We start from the raw sequence: 7,877 nt of genomic DNA on the forward strand, positions 1-7,877 counted from the left end.
TCTCAACCCCGCGCGACTGGCCCCTTCATCAACCACCGCAACCCGCTCACCCCCACCGGCCACCCGCCCATCGTTGAAAGGACCGCTCAACCCCACACGACCGACCCCCTCACCGACCACCGCAACCCCGCCTACCGCAGCCCGCGCAACTCCTCCGCCGCCCGCAGCACGTCCGCGTACCGCACGTACAACCCGGCCAGCCCGAACCGCAGCACCTCGGGCGGCCGGAAGTCCCCGATCACCCCGCGCGCGATCAGCTTCCCCGTCGCCGCCTTGGCGTCCGGCCACGCGACCGAGATCTGGTTCCCCCGCGAAGCCGGCGTGACCACCCGCGCCCCGGGCACCAGCTCGTCCAGGCACCGCAGGAAGAACTCCCCCAGCGCGAGCCCCTTCGCGCGCACCTGGTCGATCGTCATGTCGCGCCACACGTCCAGCGCCGCGTCCAGTGCCAGCATCGACAGGATGTCCGGCGTCCCGGTGCGGCCGCGGCTGATCCCGGCCCGGCCGGCGTACCCCGGCGTCATCCCGAACGGATCGGCGTGCCCGGCCCACCCGGTCAGCGGCTGGTCGAAGTCCGCGAGCCACTTCCGCGCCACGTAGAGGAAAGCCGGCGATCCCGGGCCACCGTTGAGGAACTTGTACGTGCACCCGACCGCGAGATCGACCTCCGCGGCGTCCAGCGGCACCGGCACCGCCCCCACCGAATGGCACAGGTCCCACACCACGACCGCCCCGGCCGCGTGCAGCGCCGCGGTGATCCCGGGCAGGTCGTGCAGCTCCCCCGTCACGTAGTCGACGTGGTTGACCAGCACCACGGCCGTCCGCGAATCCGCCTCGGCGGCCAGCGCGCCGACCGGCACCCGGCGCACGGAGTGACCGGTCATGCGCGCCGCGCTCTCGGCGATGTAGCCGTCGGTGGGGAACGTGCCCGCGTCGACCAGGATCTCCGGCCGACCCGGGTTCAGCCGCGCCGCCGCGACCACCGCCTTGAACAGGTTCACCGTCGTCGAATCGCCGACCACCACCTGGCCCGGCCCCGCGCCGACCAGCGGCGCGATCCGGTCGCCGATCCGCTCCGGCGCGTCCCACCAGCCCTCGTCCCACGACCGGATCAGCCGTCCGCCCCACTGTTCGCCGATCACCTCGGCCATCCGCGGCGCGACCCCGCGCGGCGGCGCGCCCAGTGAATTCCCGTCCAGATAGGACACTTCCGGGTCGAGATCGAACTCCGCGCGCTTGCCGGCCAGGGGGTCCAACGCGTCGAGTTCGGCCGCTTCGTCTCGCAGCGACATCGTGTCCCTTTCTCTCTATCGCCCTGTGTCGGCGGTCACATACAGTGGTGTCTCCGCCAGCTGATCACGAGGAGGTCGCAGTTGACCAGCCACCCGTCCGTCGCTGAGCAGGCCGAGGGCTTGACCATTCCCATGCTCCTCCGTCGCAACGCCGCGGAGTACGGCGACCTGCCCGCGCTCACGTCGCTGGACGACCCGGACCGCCCGACGCTCACCTGGTCCGCGTTCCGCGACGAGGTCGCGGCGGTCTCCCGCGGCCTGGCCGACCTGGGCCTGCGCCGCGGCGAGCGGATGCTGATCATGGCCCCGAGCACGCCGGACCACCTGATCGCCGACCTCGCCGCCACGCACCTGGGCGCCATCTCGTGCACCGCGTACGCGACGCTGAGCCCCGAGCAGATCTCCTACGTGGCCCGGCACAGCGCGAGCCCGGTCGTCGTGCTGCAGGGCATGGACGAGCTCAAGCGCTGGCAGCAGGTCCTGCACGAGCTGCCCGCGCTGCGCCGCATCGTGATGATCGACGCCGAGGCCGTGCCGGCCGGTGACGAGCGGTTCGTCAGCCTCGCCGAACTACGCGCCCGGGGCGCCGAACTGCACGCGGCCGACCCGCGGGTGTTCGAGGACGGCTGGGCGGACATCCGTCCCGGGGACCCGATCGCGATGATCTACACCTCGGGCACCACCGGCGACCCGAAGGGCGTCGTGCTGTCCCACCACAACGTCATCTTCGAGGCCTACGCCGTGCACGCGCTGCACGAGACGCCGCTGCACCCGACCAACATCGCGTACCTGCCGCTCGCGCACATCGCCGAGCGGGAGATCTCGATCTACATGCCGATCGTGTACGCCGGTCACGTGCACACGCTGGCCGATCCGACGCAGGTCGCGGGCGCGCTGGGCCGCGTCCACCCGCAGGGTTTCTTCGGCGTGCCGCGGGTGTGGGAGAAGATCGCCGCCGGGCTCAAGGCGATGCTGCCGAACCTGCCGGAGGACCGGCGCACCGCGCTGCTGCAGGCCAACGAGCTGCTCCAGCAGGGCTACAAGCTGCGCAACGCCGGGCAGGAGGTGCCGCCGGACCTGGCCGCGAAGATCGCGGAGACCGACCGGACGGTGCTCGCCCCGGTGCGCGCGCTGCTCGGGTTCGACAAGCTGCACTTCTGCTCCAGCGGCGCGGCCGCGCTGCCGGTCGAGGTCCTGTACTTCCTCGCCGGGCTGGGCGTGGAGATCCACGAGGTGTGGGGCCTGTCGGAGACCTCCGGCGCGATCACGTCGAACTCGGCGAAGGCGTTCCGCGCCGGCGCGGTCGGGCGCCCGCTGGCCGACACCGAGATCAAGGTCGACGCCGACGGTGAGCTGCTGGTGCGCGGGCCACTGGTGTTCCTGGGCTACCTGCAGGAGGACGGGTCGATCGCCTCGGCCGTGGACGCCGACGGCTGGTTCCACACCGGCGACATCGGGACGATCGACTCCGACGGCTTCGTCACGATCACCGACCGCAAGAAGGAGCTGATCATCACCTCGGGCGGCAAGAACATCGCGCCGACCCGCATCGAGGGGCTGCTCAAGGAGCACCCGCTGATCGGCCAGGCGGTGGCGATCGGCAACGACAAGCCGTTCGTGACGGCGCTGATCGTGGTCGACGACGAGTTCCTGCCGGCGTGGGCGGCGCAGCAGGGCATCCAGGGCAGCGACCCGGTCGTGCTCGCCGAGCACCCGGCCGTGCGCGAGGAGATCCAGCGCGCGGTGGAAGCGGCCAACGCGCGGCTGTCCCGGGTCGAGCAGATCAAGAAGTACCAGGTGCTGGCCACGCCGTGGACGCCGGAGAGCGGCGAGGTCACCCCGACGCTCAAGCTCAAGCGCCGGATCATCAACGACCGCTACGCGGCCGACATCGCCGCTCTCTACACCGCCGACCAGTAGACCGTCAGGCCGAGCGGAGGGGCGTGGTCCACTTGCGGAGGCGCGGTGGAACACGCTTCTCCAGGCCGTACGGCTCGAGGTGGGCGCTGAACACCTCGTCGAACGCCTCCCGCACGGTCTCGGTGTCCCACGTCTGCCGCTCCAGGATCGGCGCCTTGAAGTAGGGCTGGCCGACGATGTGCAGCTGCGGCCCGTTGCAGCGCACCAGCTGCCCGGTGATGCCCTCCGCCTCGTCGCTCAGCAGGAACAGCACGACGGGCGCGATCCGGGACGGCGTCCGATCGGGGGGACAGTTGCGCAGCGAACGCTCCGACTTCCAGACCATCCGGGTGTGCGCCAACGGGCAGACGGCGTTCACCCGGATGCCGCAATCTTCCAGATCCAGTGCCCACGAATAGGTGAGCGACGCCACAGCTCCTTTGGTCGCCGCGTACACACCGAGCTTGCGCTGGCCGAGCGAAGCGCCCGACGAGATGTTCACGATCGACCCGCCGCGACCGCCCGCGACCATGGCCTTCACCGCCGCGATCCCGGTGTACATCACGCCCAGGACGTTGACCTCGACCAGCTCCCGGACCTCGTCCGGGTCCTCCTCCCAGGGCAGCGCCTCGTAGTTCAGCCCGGCGTTGTTCACCAGGCCGTCGATCGCGCCGAACTCGGAGACGCACAGGTCGACGATCGCCTGGGCCTGCGCCGGGTCGGTCACGGTGTGCCCGCTGGCCACCGCCCGCCCGCCGTGCTCGCGGATGTTCGCCGCGGTGCGTTCGGCCAGGCCGGCGTCGACGTCGTTGACCACGACCGCGGCCCCGGCCTGGGCCAGGTGCACCGCGAACGCCTCGCCGAGACCGCGCCCGGCGCCGGTCACCACCACGGCCCGGTCCTGCATCAGCATGCTCATCGGTTTTCTCCCCACCGGCCAGTCCCCGAGCTCCAGCCCGTCCTCGGCTGTCTCCCTGGCCTGTGAGTCCAGTCTTCGCGCCCGGAGGGCCCGGCGGTGGGAGCGCACCGACGAACGGTCCGCTCACTGCGCTGAACGAGTGACGCCTGATCGGCCGGACTGACCGCACCGCCGGTCACGCGGGACGAAATCTTCCACCGTTCGTCGTAATCCGAAGGTTAGAAGGTCTACCACCGTATGGGCCCAATGAGGCGATACGGTCGCGCTGTGACTGTTCGCCTGCGTGTAGTGAGCGGCATACTGATTGTTGCGGAACGTGTCACTTGAGTGACCGGCGTCACAGGAACCGGGCGGGCAGCGACAGAGTCAGTGAGCGCAGGCAGCCACCCGACGAGGGGGAAGTGGGGAGAGGTGTGAAGACCACGACTCGCCCATCCATGGGTGCGGCGCTCGCCAACCGCGAGTTCCGCACCGTGTGGCTGGCCGAGGCCCAGTCGGTGCTCGGCGACCAGCTGACCACGGTGGCGCTGGCCCTCACCGTCTACCACCGCACCGGCTCGGCGCTGTGGTCCGCGGTCGCCTACGCCCTCACCTTCCTGCCCGCGCTGGCCGGCGGGCTCGGGCTGGCCCAGCTGGCCGACCGCTACCCGCGCCGCACCATCCTCGTGGTCACGGCCGCGCTGCAGGCGGTCTTCATCGCCATCATGGCGATCCCCGGCATGTCGGTGGTGTGGCTGTGCGTGCTGGTCATGCTCGCGCGACTGGCCGGCGCCCCGTCCAACGCGGCCCAGAACGCGCTGACCCGCGAGATCTTCACCGACGACGAGCTGTACCTGCGCAGCCAGGACATCCGCGGCATCACCACCAACACCACCATGCTGGCCGGGCTCGCGCTGGGCGGCGTGATCGTCACCGCCGCCGGCCCGTCCCTGGCGCTGGCCCTGGACGCGCTGACGTTCGCGATCAGCGCGCTGGCCCTGCACCGCTGGGTGCGCCCGCGACCCGCGGCCGGGGACGGCGACGGCTCGTGGTTCGGCGCCATCAACTGGGTCGCGAAGCAGCGCAGGCTGCGCGTGCTGCTCGGCCTGTCCTGGCTGGTCGGCCTGGCCATGGTGCCCGCCGGGCTGGCCGCCCCGCTGGCGCGCGAGATCGGCGCGCCCGACCAGGCCGTGGGGTGGCTGCTGGCGGCGGACCCGCTGGGGTTCGCGCTGGGCGTGTTCGTCCTGTCCCGCTACGTCTCGGCCTCGGCGCGCCGCCGGACGGTCGGCGTCCTCGCGGTCGTCCCGACGGCGCTGCTGCTGGCGTTCGGGCTGCAGCCCGGCCTCGTCCTCGCCCTGGTCGTCCTCGCCCTCGCCGGTGCGGCGGGCGCGTACATCATCACCGTCGGGGCCACGTTCATCACGTGGGTGCCCAACGAGCTTCGTGGCGGAGCGGGCGGCCTGTACCGGACCGGCCTGCGGGTCGCGCAGGGCGTCGGGGTCGCGCTCGGCGGCGTGCTCGCGCAGTGGTCCGGTGCGGCGACCACGGCCATCATGATCGCGGGTGCGGCCGGGGTGGTCCTCGGCGTGCCCCTCGCGATGGCGTGGGGACGAGTGCTGGGCACGGACAGCGATGCGGCCCGCACCTACTGACGGCAGCGGTTGCTGCATTCGGAAGATCAGAAGTCACGGTCGCGCACGACGATTCACCTCACGTTTTTCCGGCGGAAACGAACACAAATCGACGGCACCTCAGAAGTCGCGGTCGCGCACGACGAACACCTCTCCCACGGGAACGGAAACGAACGCTATTCACAGCGGGGGATCAGAAGTCGCGGTCAGACACGAGGAACACCTCCATTCGGTGCCTGTGGCCGGGACGCGTTGCGTCCGTACAGCCGCTCGTGGCGGAGGTACGCGGCGCTTCGCGTGCGGTGAGATGATACCTGTTGATGGAAAGTACCCGGCGTCGTTCCGGGCACAGCAAAGTTACCCGGCGGCGGTACGCGATGTCGAGGGAAGGTGAGCCGATGCCTCCGCACCACGCGCGTCGGCGATCGCCTACACTCCACGGCGATCCGGACCCCAGGGAGGGCGTTCAGCCCATCGAAGAGCGCAATTCGGTACCCCGCCAGGCCGCGCCCGGGAGGGCGGAGCCGAACACAAAGCGTGATGCGTTGAGCACGCGCCGCGCCATGCTACCGCGGAATTGGGCATTGTGGCGTCGTCCGAAGCGATTCGTCGCTTTCCTGCTCGTCGCCGAACTGATTGCGGTCGGGTGGCTGGTCGTCGCATTCGTGAACGCGAGCGCGCCGAGCGGTCTCGATTGGCTGCGGTTCGCGATTCTCACCGTCGGCGCCACGGCGCACATTCAACTGACCCGGCGCCAGGAAGAACGTCGGCGAAATGCGGGTGGGCGGGTCCTGATCGACCTGACCGCGGTCTGGGTGGTGCCGGCCGCGATTATTCTTCCGGTGCCGTTGACGATCCTGGTCGTCGGTCTGGTCCGGGTGCAGCGCTGGTTCGTCGCGCGGCGGCCGGCGCACAACTTCGTGTACTCGACGGTGGCCCACATGCTGGCGGCGACGCTGGCCCACCAGGTGTACGTGGAGCTGGGTCCGCACGACTGGGGTTCGCTGGACATCACCGGCTCGCTCGTCGAGTTCGGCTGGATGCTGGTGGCCGGGCTCATCTACGAGGGCGTGCAGATCCTCTACATCGGTTCGGTGATCGCGCTGGCCGCGCCGGAGAAGGCGAACGCACGGACGGTGCTGGGCAGCCCGGCGGACAACGTGCTGGAGGCGATCACGATCGGCCTCGGCGCGGTCACGGCGATCCTGCTGGTGATCATGCCGCCGACGGTGGCGATCATGGCCGTGGTGACGGTGGTGTTCAACCGGCTCGCCGAGATCGAGCAGCTGCAGGCCGACGTGCGCACGGACCCGAAGACGCAGGTCGCGAACATGCGCGGGTGGACGGAGTCGGCCGAGCGGGCGCTGACGCGGGCGGGCAAGGCGGCCGATCCGCTGGCGATCCTGATGATCGACCTGGACCACTTCAAGTGGATCAACGACACGTTCGGCCACCCCGCGGGTGACGACGTGCTGCGGCACCTGGCGCAGCTGCTGGACGAGGTGACCCGCCCGAGCGACGTGGTGGGCCGCTTCGGCGGTGAGGAGTTCCTGGTGCTGCTGCCGGACACGGACCAGGCGGCGGCGACGGTCGCCGGGGAGCGCATCCGCTCGGCGGTGGCCGGACTGCGGATCAGGACGACCAACAAGCGCGGCGACCAGACGCTGGTGGCGGACCGGACGGCCTCGATAGGGGTCGCGGTGTTCCCCGACCACGGCGACACCCTGGCGACGCTGATGCAAGCCGCGGACGCGGCGGTCTACGAGGCGAAGGAGGGTGGGCGGAACCAGGTCCGGATAGCCCGCGCGCCGCAGGATCCGGCGCCGGCACCACCCCCGTCGCGCGAGGCCAAGCACATCGCCCACTGACGGGCCGGTTTCCCCCATTGGGCATTCACGCGCCCGCGAATAGCGGGGAATCGCACATCTTCACACGGGTCTAACGGCCCTTGTGCGTCGCGCACTGCCCAGCGGAAGAAACGTCTCATTCGCGCGCGCCTTTCGCACCCCCGTATGCCATGCCCGCACCCCAGGGATTCCGGCCAGCTACGCCCCACTCGAAATCCCCTTCCACACACCATCGACAGCCCGCTCGCCACCACGGCCGCCCCCCACCTCCGATACGTGCACCCATCTTATATACACATCTGACGATGCC

5 protein-coding genes are annotated in these 7,877 nt (G+C 70.6%); 3 read left to right on the forward strand and 2 right to left on the reverse strand.

Annotated elements, in window-relative coordinates; genetic code table 11:
- Nucleotides 1–131: 131 nt before the first annotated feature.
- The gene (locus D0D15_RS34870; RefSeq protein WP_094006085.1) at nt 132–1,292 is read right to left on the reverse strand and encodes a kynureninase; all 1,161 of its coding nucleotides are present in this window, start codon (nt 1,290–1,292) and stop codon (nt 132–134) included.
- Nucleotides 1,293–1,424: 132 nt separating this feature from the next.
- Between D0D15_RS34870 and D0D15_RS34875 the strand changes: the two genes are divergently transcribed.
- Nucleotides 1,425–3,212: an AMP-dependent synthetase/ligase gene (locus tag D0D15_RS34875; protein WP_094006084.1), complete on the forward strand. Its 1,788-nt coding sequence runs from the start codon at nt 1,425–1,427 to the stop codon at nt 3,210–3,212.
- Between the two features lie 4 nt (nt 3,213–3,216).
- Here the strand turns inward: D0D15_RS34875 and D0D15_RS34880 are convergent, their stop codons facing one another.
- Entirely contained in the window at nt 3,217–4,110 is an 894-nt protein-coding gene (locus D0D15_RS34880; protein ID WP_094006083.1) for an SDR family NAD(P)-dependent oxidoreductase, read from the reverse strand.
- A gap of 437 nt (nt 4,111–4,547) precedes the next feature.
- On the opposite strand from D0D15_RS34880, the gene D0D15_RS34885 reads away from it, so the two are divergent.
- On the forward strand, nt 4,548–5,741 hold the full coding sequence (locus tag D0D15_RS34885; protein ID WP_094006082.1) for an MFS transporter: 1,194 nt from the start codon (nt 4,548–4,550) through the stop codon (nt 5,739–5,741).
- A gap of 563 nt (nt 5,742–6,304) precedes the next feature.
- Complete coding sequence (locus tag D0D15_RS34890; RefSeq protein WP_094006081.1) at nt 6,305–7,588, forward strand: GGDEF domain-containing protein; 1,284 nt, start codon at nt 6,305–6,307, stop codon at nt 7,586–7,588.
- The last annotated feature ends 289 nt before the right edge of the window (nt 7,589–7,877 follow it).

This window comes from Amycolatopsis thermalba, from assembly GCF_003385215.1.
Lineage (GTDB): Bacteria > Actinomycetota > Actinomycetes > Mycobacteriales > Pseudonocardiaceae > Amycolatopsis_E > Amycolatopsis_E thermalba.